Origin of the sequence: Sphingobacterium thalpophilum, assembly GCF_901482695.1 — a bacterium.
Classification (GTDB): domain Bacteria; phylum Bacteroidota; class Bacteroidia; order Sphingobacteriales; family Sphingobacteriaceae; genus Sphingobacterium; species Sphingobacterium thalpophilum.
This window is the reverse complement of the sequence record NZ_LR590484.1, coordinates 2,821,862-2,836,990: the sequence shown is the minus strand read 5'-3', so window position 1 is coordinate 2,836,990 and position 15,129 is coordinate 2,821,862. Positions and strand designations below refer to the sequence as shown.

Sequence of the window (15,129 nt, the reverse complement as noted above, 5' to 3'; positions counted from 1 at the left end):
TGCATGCAAGTCCAAACGCAAAAATCTGCGCCCATTTTATATGCGGACCGAAATGCAAGCTGCCTCCCGCGCGTTAGCATAAACAGCACATAGAAACAGACAGAAAACATTGATCTCATAGATGCATTTAAACCAAATTTGTGATAAAATTATCCATTTAGTTATTCATCATATCATCGAATATAATTTTCATCCAAATAAACTATCGAAATATGGTCATAAAACCAAATTTAAATAAATTTGTAGCCTGTTGGTTAATAATAATCAAGCGATTACTACTTTTTTATTAAAAAATCATTATCAAATTACCTTTATTGTTAAAAATATAACAGAAATTAATTACTTTTATTCCACCATAACATCCCCCATCAGCACAAGATCAGTACTGAACGTGTTATGAGTGCCCTGCTATTATTACAATATCATCAATGCATGAAAAATTTAACCATTATTGGATTAACACCTTTTGAAAAGCCTGACGTCAACCTAATGCCCAAACTGCATCAGGCGGGTGCATTTCCCGTACTAAGTTTGGGACACGACTTAGCCAATGCCGGGGAAGCACTGAAACTGCTCGATCGGACTGCTTTATACCCTTATGGAATTTGTTTTCCAAATGCTCAGCTACTGTCGCTACAGATTCCCGAGAACGTAAAACTTGTCATCCTTCCTTTTGATGCAAAATATCGTCCAGAAATTGCCAAGTCCATCATTTACCAGGTAGGCAGCGTGGATGAAGCCATACAGGCCGAACAGCTGGGAGCTGCAGGAATTATTATAAAAGGGAACGAAGCGGGCGGTCTGACCGCTTACGAATCAACATTTATACTTTTCCAGCGCATCATCCGGGTCATCCGGAACATTCCGGTCTGGATACAGGGTGGTGTCGGCCTCCATACTGCAGCTGCAGCAAAAGCTTTGGGAGCCACAGGAGTTGTTCTGGACAGCCAGCTGGCCCTCTTTCCAGAAAGCAGTGTTCCGGGAGACTTTAAGGATCTCTGCAGCAAATTAAATGGCACGGAAACCAGGATTATCGCAGGCTACCGCGTACTGGTACGTCCAAATTCGCCTGCCCTGCCGGAACAGCCGGATGTGGAAGAGCTCAGGCAGCATTTCAAAAATCTTGACCCTGCCTGCAGCTATATCCCTATGGGACAGGACATCGCTTTGGCAAACGACCTTTATCAGGATTTCAACAGCCTGAAAAAACTTATGTTTGGATTCAGAGAAGCCATGTATGGCCATCTGAAACAGGCCAAAGAGCTGGCACCTATCGACGAGAACAATGGGCTGGCACAAAAGCTCCGACTGCGCTACCCTATTGCACAGGGGCCCATGACTCGCGTCAGCGATGTCCCTGCCTTTGCTCAGGCCGTGGCATCAGCGGGTGCACTGCCTTTTGTTGCCCTCTCGCTGCTGCGTGGCCAGCAGGCAAAAGATCTGATCAGGCAAACCAAGGAGCTTGCCGGCGACAACACCTGGGGCGTAGGTATTTTGGGCTTTGCACCGCAGGAACTGCGCGACGAACAGCGTACATATATCCTCGAAGCGAAACCTCCTGTAGTATTGATTGCCGGAGGCAGACCTGCACAGGCGAAAATATTCGAGAAAGCGGGCATCACCACATTCCTTCACGTCCCTTCCCCCGCATTACTGGATATATTTCTCAAAGAAGGAGCCAAAAACTTCATATTCGAAGGCCGCGAATGCGGCGGCCATGTGGGGCCGCTGTCCAGTACGGTGCTCTGGGAAAAACAGATCGAACGAATCCTCAAAGAAGATCATCCTGAAAACATAAGCGTATTTTTTGCAGGCGGCATACATGACGCCTTATCCGCCGCTTTCGTCTCGGTCATGACAGCCCCCCTAACTGCCAGAGGCGTCAAAGTGGGGGTATTGATGGGAACCGCATACCTCTACACACAAGAAGCGGTAAACACGGGCGCCATTCAGGAGGAATTTCAGTTACAGGCGATGCACGCCAAAGACACTGTCCTACTGGAAACCGCGCCGGGACATGAAACACGCTGCCTCAATACGGCCTTCGCCCGATATTTCAGTGAGGAGAAAGCTAGATTGTTTGCAGCGGGGATCGACAAGAAGCTGATTTGGGAAGAGCTCGAAAAATTAAATGTCGGCCGTCTTCGAATTGCGGCGAAAGGGGTTGATCGGCAAGGCGATAAACTCATCTCCATTCCGAGAAATGAACAGCTCCAATTGGGTATGTATATGATCGGACAGGTAGCCACAATGCACGATAAAGTCACCTCCATCGACTGCCTCCATCAGCAAGTCGCCACCGGAAATAAACAGTATATCCAAGATGCACTTTTGCCCGAACAGCCTGAGTCGCCGGACCAGGCACTAGATGTAGCCATCATCGGTATGGACTGTATCTTCCCCGGAGCCAAAAATCTGGAAGAATACTGGCGCAATATTGTCCTCGGAAAGGATAGCGTTACCGAAGTACCCGACGAGCGCTGGAACAAAGATATTTATTACCAGCCCGACGTCGATGGCCCCGATGTTTCGCATTCTAAATGGGGCGGATTTATCCCCAACATAGATTTCGATCCACTCGCATTCGGGATACCGCCTCAGTCACTGGCCGCAATAGAGCCCACCCAGCTGTTGACCCTCCTCGTTGCCAAACGGGCGATGGAAGATGCCGGATATGGTGAAAAACAGATCGACAGAGAAAATATTTCGGTCATCATCGGCGCTGAAGGCGGTAACGATCTGGCTAACAGTTATAGCTTCAGGGGATACTATAAACAGGTCTTTGGGGAACTGCATGACGAAGTCAAAGCGGCATTGCCCCATACAACAGAAGATTCTTTCCCGGGCATCTTGGCGAATGTCATTGCAGGCCGCATCACCAACAGGCTGGACCTCGGCGGCCGCAACTTCACCGTAGATGCAGCTTGTGCTTCATCTCTCGCGGCAATTGACCTTGCCTGTCAGGAACTGGTGCTCGGCAAATCGGACATGGTCCTCGCCGGTGGCGCTGACTTACACAATGGTATCAATGATTATCTGATGTTTTCGAGCACTCACGCGCTCTCGCGCAAAGGGCGCTGTGCCACGTTCGACAGCGAAGCTGACGGCATCGCACTGGGCGAAGGGATAGCCATATTGGTACTGAAACGGTATGCCGACGCGGTACGCGATGACGACCGCATCTATGCGGTCATCAAAGGTGTCGGCGGGTCGAGCGATGGCAAGGCGCTGGGGCTAACCGCACCCCGCAAAATAGGCCAGGTAAGGGCCCTGGAACGAGCATATAGCCAAGCCGGTATCAGTGCTGCTACTGTTGGCCTGGTGGAAGCACATGGCACGGGCACTGTCGTCGGCGACAAAACCGAGCTCAGTGCCCTCACCAATTTATTTAGCCGCGCCGGCGCCCTGCCCGCCCAGACACTGCTCGGATCTGTAAAAACACAGATCGGACACACCAAATGCGCAGCAGGTCTGGCCGGACTGATCAAGGCATCACTGGCCGTATTTCACGGGATAAAACCGCCGACACTCCACCTGCAGCAACCGAACGCGTATTACAACGCACAGACCAGTCCTTTTGCCTTTCACGCCGAAACAGGATTGTGGACAGAACAAAAACGTTATGCTGCCGTAAGCGCCTTCGGCTTTGGGGGCACGAATTTTCATGCTGTCATTGCCAGTCATCCGCGACCGACCAGCGATATCACAATGAAATCCTGGCCTTCGGAACTGTTTGTTTTCCGCGGAGCAAGCTACGAACATGCGAAAAAGCAACTGAAACAGGTAAAAACACTGCTCGAGATCAACGACAGTCTGCCCTTAAAAGATATTGCCTATAGCTTGGCAACCGCCACCGAGGAACCTGTGCAACTGAGCATTGTTGCCGACACCACAGAAGATCTGAGCATGAAGATCGAACTGGTACTGTCCGGAATCGAAAGTAAAGATACCTTTATCGTAAAGCCCCTGCCGGGTAAAACCGCCTTCTTATTTCCAGGTCAGGGCAGCCAGCGCCTCAACATGGCCCGCGACCTGTTCGTCATTTTCCCTGCCATGCGCAAGCTAATGGACCAACATCCGGAACTGGAAAAACTTGTTTTTCCAGCGATGGTTTTCGACGGGGATACTTTAAAAAAACAAAAGGAATCCATTAAAGATACACGAATCGCACAACCCCTGCTCGGTATTGTCGACCTCGCCCTAGCAAAATTTCTTCAGTCTCTAGGTATCGTTCCCGACATGCTGGCGGGACACAGCTATGGGGAGTTGCCCGCACTATGTTTCGCCGGCGTATTTGACGAGGATTTATTGGTTGAGTTAAGCAACCGCCGTGCACAGGCAATCTTAGACGCAGTACAAGATGGAGATCCCGGCAGCATGGTCGCTGTCCATGCGGATACCGAAAAGCTAAAATCGGTTCTCAGCCAGGTGGAGGAATGCTATCCGGTCAACTTTAATTCCCCAACACAATGTGTCGTCGCAGGTAGCACTGCAGCGATAGACCGATTGATGATCGTACTCAAACAGGAACGTGTATCTGCAAAAAAACTGGAAGTCGCCTGCGCTTTCCATAGCCCCCTGGTCGCGAAATCGAAAGACCTCTATAAACAGGTCCTTCAAAATGTGCCCTTCGGCGAAATGCAGATTCCCGTTTGGTCCAACACCACTGCCAGTATATATCCGACGACGGCAGCTGCCATAAAAACACGCTTGACCGAGCACCTCGTCCAGCCAGTCCGCTTTGTCGAACAGCTTCAGGCCATGTACGCCGACGGCGCCAGATTATTTATCGAAGTCGGCCCCGGCAAAGTACTCACAGGCTTAACCAAGTCCTGCCTGACACAGGATCAGCTTACACTTTATGTCGAAGACAACAACCGGAATAAACTTACCCATTTACTGTGCATGCTTGCTCAATACTTGGGCACCGGCCGCAATTTCCATATCCATAAATTATTTGACGGGCGGCAAACACAGGTGATTCAGCTTGACCAGCCGCATCTGTATAAAAAAAGTCCTGCCCTATGGCGCGTCAACGGACAAGCAGCGCTGCCGATCAACGGTCCGCTGCCGGCCAATGGCGCCATGCCCCTAGTGAAACCGATCCATATGAACTTACCAAGCCCTAACCACAACGTAGCGCCAGAGGCGCATCCTACTGCTGAGCGCATGCTACACGAATATTTAAATAGCATGAAAATGCTCATTCAGGCTCAACGTGATGTCATGCTGTCCTTTCTCGGCCAGCAGCCGCCAGTGAACCCTATGCCTGCCTATGCAGCTCCAGCTGCCCTCCCCGGTGCCGGACAGCCCTCGCCGCTCCCCACCCAGACACTGTTTACCGCCCAGCCAGCAGCAACCGTAGTTGCCCAAACACCGGTAAAAGACGTCAAGAGCCTGTTGTTGCAGATTGTCAGCGACAAAACCGGATACCCGCCCGAAATGCTTGGCATGGATATGGACCTCGAGGCAGATCTGAGTATAGACTCCATCAAGCGGGTTGAGATCATCAGCACATTACGCAGTCAGCTGGGTGCGCTAACGATAGATCATAGCCAAGAGGACACGATCATGGAGCAGCTGGCGGCTATCAAAACATTGAATGGACTGGTTGTCTGGCTAACCGAGCACAGTGGTACTGCGGTAATCGCCGAGGAGGCCTTGTCAACCGAAGTGACATCATCAGCCCAACAGCCCCAGAGTTACACACTGGCCGAACTACAGTCTGCTATTTTGGATATTGTCAGCGAAAAAACGGGCTATCCCAAAGAAATGCTTGGGCTGGATCTCGATCTGGAAGCTGATCTCAGCATCGACTCCATTAAGCGCATGGAAATCATTGCTGCACTGAAAACAAAAGTGGGATTTGGCAAGGAACCCGAGCAGAAAGAGGATCTGATGGAAACCTTAGCCGCCATTAAAACACTAAACGGTCTGGCTACCTGGATTGCGGATATCGGTACTGAAACCACGCCCAAAAGCCCGTTGTCCCGCTTACGTTTCGGTCTGACTCCTGCTGCCACTGGCAAACCTCAGCCCCCCGATATCCTCCAGGGAAAACGTTTTGCGATTGCTCCTGACCATGGGCAGCAAACACAGGCAATCAAAACCATGCTCGAAAAACATGGGGCCATCGCTGAAGTCCTCGATACCGAAAAAGACCTGACGGTATTTGATGGCTTAATCATGACAGATATCTATTCAGCTAAGGTCAAGCGTAGCATTATCGACCATGTGGGCCTGATCAAAAAGATGAACATGGACCGCACGAAATGGGTGTATCTGATTTCGGATATTCCGGCCCATGTCCAGAGATCGGCGGATACTCAGGCATTACGCTATTATCAAGGTTACCCCGGACTATTTAAAAGTCTGGCCCGCGAGTTTGAGCAGACCAACTGCAGGCTGATCAGCTTACAAACTCCTCAGGAAGCTGATGGAATCGCTGAGATCGCTATCAATGAGATTTTGACCGTCGACAAACGGGTAGAAGTAATTTACAAAAATGATCAGCGCCATACCATAGACACCATTCCATCCCCCTTATCCGCAGATATAACGGAAGTACAGATTCAGCTGAACCAACAGTCGGTAGTTCTGGTCCTGGGCGGTGGACAAGGGATTACGGCCGAATTGGTAAAGCATATGTCGGCCTCCTACCCTTGTACTTATATTCTCGTGGGGCGGTCGCCAGATCCAAGACTGGCTACAAGCACATCTCTTGAACTGGAGAGGATGACATCCAAGGATCAGATCAGAAGCCAGCTGATCAAATCTGGGCAGCTAAATACCCCAGCAGAGATTGAAAAAGAGACCTTGCGTATCTTTAAGAACAACCAGATCCTTCGTACCATCCGGGAAATGGAAAGCCTGGGCAGCACCGTCGTTTACGAATCGCTGGACCTGTGCGATGAGATAGGGCTAAGTGCCTTGCTCCAGCAGATCTATAAGGAATATGGCAAGCTGGACGGAGTCATTCATGGTGCCGGCCTGCTGGAGGATAAACTCTTTAGACAAAAAACGATCAGCTCTTTTGGGCGCGTCTTTGACACTAAAGTAAGACCACTGCGTGTGCTTGCCGAACAACTGCATCCGGATTGCCAGTTTGTCGTCCTATTTTCCAGCATTGCCTCCGTGTATGGCAATAAAGGCCAGACCGACTATGCTGCAGCCAATAGTGTGCTCGACGACTATGCCAATACCCTCAACAAACGGCTGAAGGGCAAGGTTATCTCGATCAACTGGGGACCATGGAAAGGGGCCGGTATGGTATCGCAGACGCTGGAAACAGAATATGAGCGCCGCGGTATATCGCTTATTCCATTGGAAGAAGGAAAGGAAATTTTCCTGAACGAGATCAAGTACGGTACGGAAAGCCAGGTATTAATCATGTCAGGCAATAATTGGTAACATATCCATGATTATGAATACAACAGATGTTGCCGTCATCGGCCTATCTTGTGTTTTTCCCGGTGCACATGATGCCAGCACTTTTTGGCAAAATATCATCAATAAGGTCGATTCCACTCAACCTGCACCAGCGGACCGGATCGATCCCATCCATTTTAGCGACAGTGGGGGAAGCAGCGTGGACCGTTTTTATTGTAAACGGGGCGGATTTATTCCAGACTATGCATTTGATCCCACCGCTTATGGAATACTGCCACTCGCCGTTGAAGGCACCGAACCAGACCATCTGTTGACACTAGATCTGGTACAGAAAGCGCTGGCAGATGCGGGGGTGTTCCAAAAGCAACGTTCGCTTGAAAAAACGGGTATTATCATCGGCAAAGGTAACTATACCGGTCCGGGCGCGACACGCGCCATCGAAATCGTGCGAACCGGTGAACAAATGGCGGCACTCTTACAGGAACTGCTGCCGGATGTACCCGCTTCCGAAATTGAAAAGGTGAAACAGGCCTTTCAGAAGCGAAAAGGACGCTTTGCTGCAGACACAGCCATGGGTCTGATTCCCAATCTTGTAGCCTCCCTGGTAGCAAACCGCTTTAATCTGGGCGGTGTGGCATTCACCGTTGATGCAGCATGCGCCAGCGCCCTGATTGCTGTGGACCATGCTGTACAGGAGCTGCTGCGTGGCCGCAGCGACATGATCGTTGCCGGTGCTGTACACACGGGTCAGAATGCCGCTTTTTGGAGCATTTTTGCACAACTGGGTGCCTTGTCTCGCAACGAGCAGATCAAACCCTTCAGCAAGGATGCCGACGGCCTGCTTATCGGTGAAGGATGCGGTTTCGTCGTCTTGAAACGGCTGGAGGATGCGCTGCGCGACCAAGATAAGATCTATGCGGTGATCAAGGGTGTAGGTGTCAGCAGTGATGGCCATGGTAGCAGTGTGATGACACCGTCGGTCAAGGGCCAGCTGAAGGCTCTGCAGCAAGCCTGGCAAAATGCACAGCTGGATGTAAAACAAATCGGCTATCTGGAAGCACATGGCACAGGAACACCTCTGGGTGATAAGACGGAACTGCAGACCCTTGCAGAGTTTTTCGGAAACGAAGATTCCGTCCTCAGTGCCGGTATCGGATCGGTCAAATCCAATATCGGTCACGCCATGCCCGCAGCGGGAATCGCCGGTTTAATAAAAACCTGCCTCGCCCTATACCACGACACCTTACCTCCAACTCTCTACTGCGAAGATCCTATAGTTGAGATGGAACAAACACGCTTTGCCCCTATACAGGAAGCTAAGCCTTGGTCACGGTCAGGGTTGCCAAAAGTCGCTGGCGTAAATGCCTTTGGTTTTGGCGGCATCAACGCACATGTGGTACTGGAAGCTTACGATAGCATCAAAAAAGACCCCGTACTGGTACTTGCTCGCCCCACCCACGCCGAGCTGCTCAGCGCACTGCATAATAAGGAGACCGATCCGGGCGAAGGTAGCTATCGCCTCGCTGTATTCGACCCCACAGCAGACAGGATCGACAAAGCAATCAAAATCGTTTCCAAGAATAAACCGTGGCGAAATAAACAGGATATCTGGTACACCTGCGACCCGCTGTTGCAACAGGGCGGTAAAATCGCCTTTGTATTCCCCGGGCTGGATGGCCTGGCCAAGGGAGAGGTCGAGTCCGTGAAACGCTATTTTAGTCTGGCAGCCCCGATAGAAATAGAGGGAAACGGCCTTTTGAGTGACGCATTGGATATATTTAACAGGTGTAGCATCCTCGACAAATCACTTAAGAAGCTTGGGATCTATCCCGATATGAATGCGGGACATAGCCTAGGAGAATGGCTTGCCGGATATTCTTCAGAACTCGCAGAAGCGAGTTCTGTCATGCAGCTCATCGATGTGCTCGACCCGAAGACCTTTGAACTCAGGGATTCTAAATTTATTGCCATCGGGGCCGGTCTGGCAGAAGTGCAACCCTTGATCGCGGAAATTCCCGATGTATACGTATCGAACGACAATTGCCCGCATCAAGTGATATTATGCGGCAGCATTGCGGCCCTTGAAGAGCTCGTTCCAATATTGAAAGCCAGACAGATTTTCCATCAGATTTTACCGTTCCAATCCGGTTTCCATTCGCCCTTTGTGGCAGACAGACTTGAGCTTATTCTGGCCGGCATGGAAAAGGTGACCTTTCAGCAAACAAAGATTCCTTTGTGGTCGGCAACGACATTGCAGCCTTATCCGGCAAACCAGCAAGCGATCCGGCAGCTGAGTGCCGAACACCTTGTCCAACCCGTCCGTTTCCGTGAATTAACAGAAAAGCTCTATGAAGAGGGCGCTCGCTTTTTTATACAGGTGGGTACAGGTGGCTTGACCGGTTTTATCGACGACACACTAAAAGGTAAAACATTCAGCACGCTGGCATCCAGTGTAACAAGCCGCTCCGCTCTAGCACAGCTACAACGTGTCGTTGCGGCACTTTTTGTCGAGGGAAAAACAGTCCCACTCGATTTCCTATCCCTGCAGCAGGCAGTCAAGAAGCCTGCCACAAACGGGATCAGACTGCAGCTGGGATCCCCCATCGTACGTAATTTTGATGCTGTCAAAAGCCTGGGACAGTATTTTAATCTCGCCCAGCAGCAGCCGGCGGTCAGCAAAACAAATATAGGACATCCGCTGGTACGGGCATTTCAGGATAATATGGCTGAAATGATGCGCATGCAGGAGGAAGTGCTGACCGCCTTCCAAAACCGGATGCAGTCCACTGTGCTAGCACCGGATCCCCCATCTAGCTTATCGGCGGTTCTCCATTCCAGCACACATTTTTCAACAGCTTTGAAGGTCAGTCTGGACAGCCATCCTTACCTGATCGACCATAGTCTCCTGCGGCAGCCAGCAGGCTGGACAGAAGTTGCCGATATGGAACCGGTCATTCCCATGACGATGATTTTTGAGCTGCTGGCCGAAATTGCTCAGGCAGAACGACCGCAGACCACAATTCACAAAATCATGCAGGTCAGCGTCTTTCAGTGGATGAATGTAGCGCAGCCTTTTGAGAAGACGGCCAACGGAGAATGGCGTTCGGCTCATCATGCCTTTGTAGAAATCGAAAATTTTGCGAATGCCGAAGTACTGCTGGCAGATACATGGCCTGTACCGCCTACCGTGGACTTGTCCATTGGAAAGCTTCTTTCCATTACCCGGACTCCGGAAGAAATCTATGAGAAACATATGTTTCACGGGCCAGCCTATCAAGGCATTCTGGAAATCAGGGCGGTAGGCGAAAGAGGCATCTCCGGCAAAATCAAAGGCAACGGCGGGAAAGGGTCTTTATTGGACAACGCCGGTCAGCTGTTTGGCTTGTGGCTGCAGCTTACATTGGCCAAAGACCGCATCGCTTTTCCTGTTAAGATCAAAGAAATAGAGTTTTTTGACGCTATGCACGATCAGGATGGCCTATTCGATTGTACCTGTGTACTAACCGAGCTCAATGATGAATTTGCAGTTGCGGACATCACCCTGCTTCGCGAGGGAAAAGTGTGGTGCGCCATCCGGGGCTGGCAAAACCGACGACTGGAAATCGACGTTGCTCTGTGGAACGTATCCATGTCGCCCTTACACAATAGGCTTTCCGAGGAAATCGCCCCGGGCATATTTTATTTTCACCAGGCCTACACCCGGGTAGCATCGTGGGACTTCATTCTTAAACGCTATTTCAACCAAACCGAAAAGCAGTATTACCAACGGCTGTTGCCCAACCGCAGAAAAAGCTGGATGGTGGGCCGCGTGGCGGTCAAAGATGCTGTGCGACATCTGTTGACACAGCATAAAGATAGCCCCTGTTATCCCATCGTGTTTGAGATTCGCTCCAACGAAGTCGGCAGACCTTATCTCCATGGGGACATGACAGAAGATATCCATGTCTCCTTGGCCCATAAGGGCAGAGACGCGGTGGCGATTGCACAACAGGGCAAACCTGTCGGCATCGACATGGAGCTTATTGAAGAGCGCAGCGCTGGATTTTATCCGCTGGTTTTTACAGATGCTGAACAGGCATTGCTAAAGGATAAGGATCAGGCCGAATGGACGACGCGCTTCTGGACCGCGAAAGAAGCTTATGGAAAATATATGGGCACAGGCCTCCAAGGGAACCCAAAACGTTATCAGGTAGAGCGCATCGAGGGAGATCACCTCTGGATTAATCAAATAGAAATCAAAACAATCAAACATCAAAATTATATTATCGGATGGACACTTTAAATACCGCATTAAAAATGAACCACGACGAACTCTTTACCTTATTGAAAGGCTTTATCACAGAGGTAATCGGAGAGGAATTCGTCGAAGAAATGGACATCACACCGGAAAGCTCGTTCACAAAAGACCTGGAAATGGACAGCATTGAGATCGTTTCCTTTTCAGAGAAAATAAAAGCTCATTTTGGCGATCAGATCGATTTCACGGGCTGGTTGTCCTCCATGGATCTGGATCAGCTGATCAATCTGGACCTTCGTATGATCATCAATTATATCTACGAATGCCAATAATCACGGTCAACAATAGGAACGTTCATGTGCAGGAACTGAACCGGGGTGCCGAACATACTGTGGTACTGATCCACGGTATGTTCAGCAACCTGTCCATTTATTATTTTCATATCGCTCCGATCCTGGCACAGCATTTTCACGTGGTACTTTATGACCTCAAAAGTCATGGTCTGAGCGAGCGCACACGCGATGGTTATGATCTCGATAGCATGGCTTGCGATCTGAACGGATTACTGGATACTCTTCATCTCCAGAAAGTCTATCTCGCGGGTTATAGTTTTGGTGGTCTGATCGCGCTGAAAACGGCTTTGCGGATTCCAGAGCGGATTGAAGGTTTAGTTGTGATGGAAGCTCCAGATCCACAGGATGAGAAGGCGCGCCATATCATAGATGAATATAGCAAAGAGTTTTTGGCGCATTATATCGCCAATTTTACCGATACGACAAAACTGAAGATGGGTAAACGTCAGTTTGAAAAAAACCACCGCCTTTATGAGTTCTTGTTTCACCAGACCAGCATCAAATCCGATATGGTCAGGGAGCAGTATTTTCTGCGTGATATGGATACCGACAGGCTTCCCGCATCCACCCTGCTGCTCTATGGGACTAACTCCAACTGTAGGCAGGCGGGCGAATGGCTATCTTCCAAAATAAGCACGGCGCAGCTTCAGCTGGTTCCCGGTGATCACAACATCCCGATACAGGAGCCGGTAAAGCTCGCGGAGGCTATCATTCAATTTTTATCTAACACTTTATTGCAACACCATGGCTAAATTTGTATTTGTTGTCCCACCATTAACAGGTCACGTCAATCCAACGCTAAGCATTGGCGCTGCCTTGCTGGCACGAGGACATCAGGTTGCCTGGATCAGTCTCGACCAAGCCCTGTCCGCAAAACTTCCGGATGGCGGACAACTGTTGTTGATACAATACGACCAGACTGACGACGAAAAAAAACAAAGTAAAAAATATCTTGATATTATCTCAAAGAAAGTCGTTTATGGCATTGATAGCATCAAGTTTTTATATGAGGAAGTACTGGTTCCTTTAAACCGGCATTGCTACAAGGGCATCCTTGCTCTGTTGGAATCGTATAATCCCGATTTGGTTATCGGTGACCACCAGCTTTTTGCAGCATCAATCGCGGCGACGCAGCTTGGACTACCTCATGCTACTACAGTGACGGCGCCCGCGGCGGTTAAAATCGTCAGCGAACTGCCAAAAGTACATGAATGGGAAGTACAGCAGATTATGGCTCTGCAGCGGGAACTGGGGGTGACGGAAAATCGGCCATTGGATTGTTCCGATTTGCTCACACTTGTCCTCACCTCCCGTTACTTCTTCGGGGAAATGGACCTGCCAGCAAACTACCACTTTACGGGCCCTGTGCTCAGCCAACGCCACTCTGGACATGCCTTTGATTGGGATACCTTCCATGCTGGCAGGGCGAAGAAAATTCTCGTCAGCATAGGAACCACCTTTGACCACGATCATAAGCGCGCATTCTTTCAAAAGGTGATCGAAGCTTTCAGAAACGAGGACCTCACCGTCGTTGTTGTCTCAGACCCACAGCTTTTCGACACCTGGCCGCAAAACTTTATGGTCTGTCAGCAGGTTCCGCAGCTGGAGCTGTTGCCACATCTGGATGCTGTTATATGTCATGGCGGCCATAATACGGTGTCCGAAACGCTTTCTCAAGGCCTACCGCTCGTCGTGATCCCCATTGCTTATGATCAGTCGCATGTCGCCGGACGAGTGGTACGTACCGGAGCTGGTGAGCGACTCAATTTTAACCGATTTAAAGCCCATCATCTCAGAGACAGCACCTACAACATACTGAATAATCCCGCCTACCGCGAGGCTGCAGGCAGGGTACGCCAGTCTTTTACAGATGCTGGAGGCACAGCAACAGCTGCAGACCTCCTCGAGCGTGCTATTGCTCCCATACCGGCGGCCGCAGACAAACCAGCAAAGTTCCTGTTTGTCGTCCCTCCCTTTTTCGGACACATCAGTCCGACCTTGAGCGTAGGTGCCAGCCTCATTGCACGTGGACATGAAGTCCGATGGTTCGGTATTACGCCACTGGCGGATCAGCACATCCCCGCAGGTGGTCGTTACATCTATCCTAAGGCGGAACTGGCACCCTTTGAGGAAGAACTGCAGTATATCCTAAAGCGCCAGGATGATGGCCCCTCCTGCTCCGGTCCTGAAGTGATGAAACTGGCGCTCGAAGAGACCTATGTTCCGATTGCCAAGATGATGATGCCCGGACTAGAGAGGTTAATGTGTGAATGGCAGCCCGATGTGATTATCAACGATTGCATCACCTTTGGTGGAGCGCTGTTTGCGCACAAACATCAGATACCCTGTGTCACAACAACTCCGGTCCCCCCGGATGTGATGGGCGACACGGAGAAAAATGCACCAAAGGTATTTGAGTGGCAGCAAAATCTGATCAAAGAGCTGCAAAAGGCTGTGGGTATCTCTGATGAAGGTATCTTTATCCATTCCCACCGGTTAAACCTGGTGTTCACATCACAGGCTTTTGCAGGGTTCGAAACCGCGCCTGCACATATGAAGTTTGTCGGCCCGGTAAAAGGACGGCCCAACAATGCAGCTTTCGACTGGGAACGGCTTGAAGCCAGTACAACGCCCCGGATATTCGTCTCCTTAGGCACGCTGCTGGTCGATATCCGAAAGGCATTTTTCGGAAAGCTTATCGAGGCCTTTGCGGATCAGCCTGTCACAATTGTTGCGGCCACCGCACCGGAAATATTTGAAGAATGGCCATCCAACTTTATTGTCAGCAGTTTTGTGCCTCAATCAGCCTTGATGCCGCATATGGATATGGTTATCTGTCACGGTGGATTTAACACTGTGAACGATACTTTTACGAACGGACTACCTATGCTGATCACTCCTATCGCTTATGATCATTTCCATACAGCCAGACTGATTGAGCAGTCGGGTTGCGGGCTCAGTATCCGATATAAGCGCCTACGCATCGAAGCCTTACGGGACACCGTGTTTGAGCTACTTGAAAACCCGAAATATAGGATCGCGGCCAAAGCGGTGCAAGCAACTTTCCTGACTGCGGGTGGCAACGACCGGGCAGTAGCCTTACTGGAAGATTTTGTCGAACAAGAACGTACCGCACTGGTGCAATTATAG

Annotated in this window: 5 protein-coding genes; all 5 read left to right on the top strand. The window is 50.2% G+C overall.

All coding sequences use genetic code 11. The features are described 5' to 3' along the window. Positions 1 to 432 precede the first annotated feature (432 nt). From FGL37_RS11740 to FGL37_RS25750, 5 genes are read left to right on the top strand one after another with little or no spacing between them, the layout of a single operon-like run. On the top strand, positions 433 to 7,410 hold the full coding sequence (locus FGL37_RS11740) for a type I polyketide synthase (protein WP_028070549.1): 6,978 nt from the start codon (positions 433 to 435) through the stop codon (positions 7,408 to 7,410). Between the two features lie 13 nt (positions 7,411 to 7,423). After that, positions 7,424 to 11,671 (top strand): type I polyketide synthase, encoded by a 4,248-nt coding sequence (locus FGL37_RS11735; RefSeq protein ID WP_028070550.1) that lies wholly within the window; start codon positions 7,424 to 7,426, stop codon positions 11,669 to 11,671. Continuing rightward, on the top strand, positions 11,659 to 11,958 hold the full coding sequence (locus FGL37_RS11730; protein ID WP_028070551.1) for an acyl carrier protein: 300 nt from the start codon (positions 11,659 to 11,661) through the stop codon (positions 11,956 to 11,958). Before FGL37_RS11735 ends, FGL37_RS11730 begins: the two co-directional genes overlap by 13 nt. Next, entirely contained in the window at positions 11,949 to 12,731 is a 783-nt protein-coding gene (locus FGL37_RS11725; RefSeq protein WP_028070552.1) for an alpha/beta fold hydrolase, read from the top strand. The genes FGL37_RS11730 and FGL37_RS11725 overlap by 10 nt, the downstream gene beginning before the upstream one ends. Beyond that, a complete protein-coding gene (locus tag FGL37_RS25750; protein WP_028070553.1) occupies positions 12,724 to 15,129 on the top strand; it encodes a glycosyltransferase in 2,406 nt (801 codons plus the stop codon). Before FGL37_RS11725 ends, FGL37_RS25750 begins: the two co-directional genes overlap by 8 nt.

Bases quoted from the DNA above. Each gene is read 5' to 3' on its own strand.
- FGL37_RS11730 (WP_028070551.1), top strand. From the start codon at position 11,659: ATGGACACTTTAAATACCGCATTAAAAATGAACCACGACGAACTCTTT.
- FGL37_RS25750 (WP_028070553.1), top strand. From the start codon at position 12,724: ATGGCTAAATTTGTATTTGTTGTCCCACCATTAACAGGTCACGTCAAT.
- FGL37_RS11735 (WP_028070550.1), top strand. From the start codon at position 7,424: ATGAATACAACAGATGTTGCCGTCATCGGCCTATCTTGTGTTTTTCCC.
- FGL37_RS11725 (WP_028070552.1), top strand. From the start codon at position 11,949: ATGCCAATAATCACGGTCAACAATAGGAACGTTCATGTGCAGGAACTG.
- FGL37_RS11740 (WP_028070549.1), top strand. From the start codon at position 433: ATGAAAAATTTAACCATTATTGGATTAACACCTTTTGAAAAGCCTGAC.